General features: G+C 63.0%; 2 protein-coding genes. Both read right to left on the bottom strand.

Annotated elements, in window-relative coordinates; genetic code table 11:
- A partial coding sequence (locus tag EN939_RS32515; RefSeq protein WP_164751434.1) for a hypothetical protein occupies nt 1-998 on the bottom strand: 998 nt, incomplete at its 3' end.
- A gap of 228 nt (nt 999-1,226) precedes the next feature.
- A partial coding sequence (locus tag EN939_RS32520; RefSeq protein WP_164751435.1) for a GNAT family N-acetyltransferase occupies nt 1,227-1,841 on the bottom strand: 615 nt, incomplete at its 5' end.

Below are 1,841 nucleotides of genomic sequence, written 5' to 3' on the forward strand. Positions count from 1 at the left end.
GAGGTTTGGCCCCGATACTCGGCCACGTCCTCGGCGCGCTGCCCGACCCTCGGCGTTGCGCGGACCACGCTTTGATCGGCGGCGCTGCGCTGGAGCGAGCGCAACCTCTTTTCAAGTTCGACGGCCCGCTCCTGCGCGGCGGCGGCGCAATCGCCGAGAACGCCGCGCTGATGCTCGAGCGTGGACAGCCGCACCTGCAGGTCCTGCTGCACCAGCATCTGCGCAGACAGTTTGCCGGTCAGTCTTTCGTTGTGGAGCTGGTAATCCGCGACCTTGGAACGAAGCAGCATGGCGGCCTGTTGCAAGCTGGCGAGCCGCGATGCAACGTCCTCACGCGCCTGCTCTGCGGCTTGCCTGGCGATGATCTCGTCGCGAAATTGCCCCGACACGCGCGCCAGGTTCCGGCCCAGACGCTCGACCTCGACATTCGCTTCGAGGAACCGCGTTGCGCGCTGGCCGGCATGCCTGTCCGCTTGCGCAATGGTCTGCCGTGCCCTGTTGAGTTGGACTTCCAGGTCGGCAATGGTCTTGCTCGCGATCGATAGCTCGCGCGATTTTCGCCCAAGCTCTTTCGAGGTGCGATCCTGCAAGCGCTGCAGCTTCGCCACCTCTTCCTGCAATTCCCATTTGTCGGTATCGGGAGCGTCGGCATCGTGCGTTTGCGCATCAAGCCTGCCCACATCGTGGTCAACCAACGACCACGCCGAGTCGTCACCGGCACGTGGATCCAGCCTGTCGTTGGACAAGGGCGAGGAGCCGCGCATGGCGCGGGCCTGGCTCGAGCCCGTCCGGGCCGAAGTCGAGCCGAGGGAGGCGGCCAGCGTGTCTGACTGGGCCAATCCGGTCACGGGCTCCTCTTCGAAGAGAGGCAAAGCTTGATACGTTGCGGCTCGAATGCTTCGAATCAGTTCGTCGAAGTCTTCGTCGGCCCTTCGGACAACGGCGCTATCCTCCGCACTGATGTGCCGGGCGCCGTTGGCCTCATGATTCAGCGACATTTCTCTCTCATCGCTACCGAATCACTAGATTATCGTGAATTAAGAACAAGAATGCGAGTAGGTTTTATCGGCTTTCACTGGAAATTTCTGCGAGAAATCTCGTTTTTTTATAAGCAGAGATCAATATTCGCGTTTGCCTGCTGGCAACCGAAGTAAACTCCCGGTCACCCACCCGTCAAATATTGCAGCGAAGATGTGCCATTCTCCAGAACCGCACCCTGCCTTTTCTCAGCGCCGCCCCAACAGGCTCTTCATGCGGTTGCGCAGCAGGCGGGCCATGTTGCGGGTCTCGCGGTAGAGGTGCAGTTGCGAGGCGGCCTGGCGGGTGAGGCGGTCGGCATCCGGCGCCAGGCCGATCACCAGCGTGCCCATCGGCTTGCGCTCCGCCCATAGCCGGCTCATCACCGGATGGTCGGGCACCGCGCAGGAATCGGTCATCATGATGTTGGGATCGTCGAGATGCTGCCTGGTCACCTCGATCATCAGCAGCGTGCCGGGCGAATAGCTGGCCAGCGTCTCGTCATAGGCCGTCTTCCAGGTATAGGCGATGCCGGCTTCGACGAAGACGATCAGGCAGGCGATGGTGCGGCCGTCGAGCGTCAGCGAATGGATGCGGCACATGTCCTGTTCGGCCAGCCGGTGCACGGCTTCGCGGGCGAAGGCGGCGCGGAAGCGGTCGATCGCCATGGCGGTGCGTTCGCGGCCTTTCCAGCCGGCCGCTTCCAGCGACAGGAAGCCTTCGATGGCATGGCGGATGTCTTCGGGGCCGCGCGCCACGACATGCTCAAGCTTGCCAAGGTCGCCAAGGCGCCGCTTCAGGCGGCGGAACTCGCGATAATGGTG

It is taken from the genome of Mesorhizobium sp. M7A.F.Ca.CA.002.05.1.1, assembly GCF_003998335.1.
Taxonomy (GTDB): domain Bacteria; phylum Pseudomonadota; class Alphaproteobacteria; order Rhizobiales; family Rhizobiaceae; genus Mesorhizobium.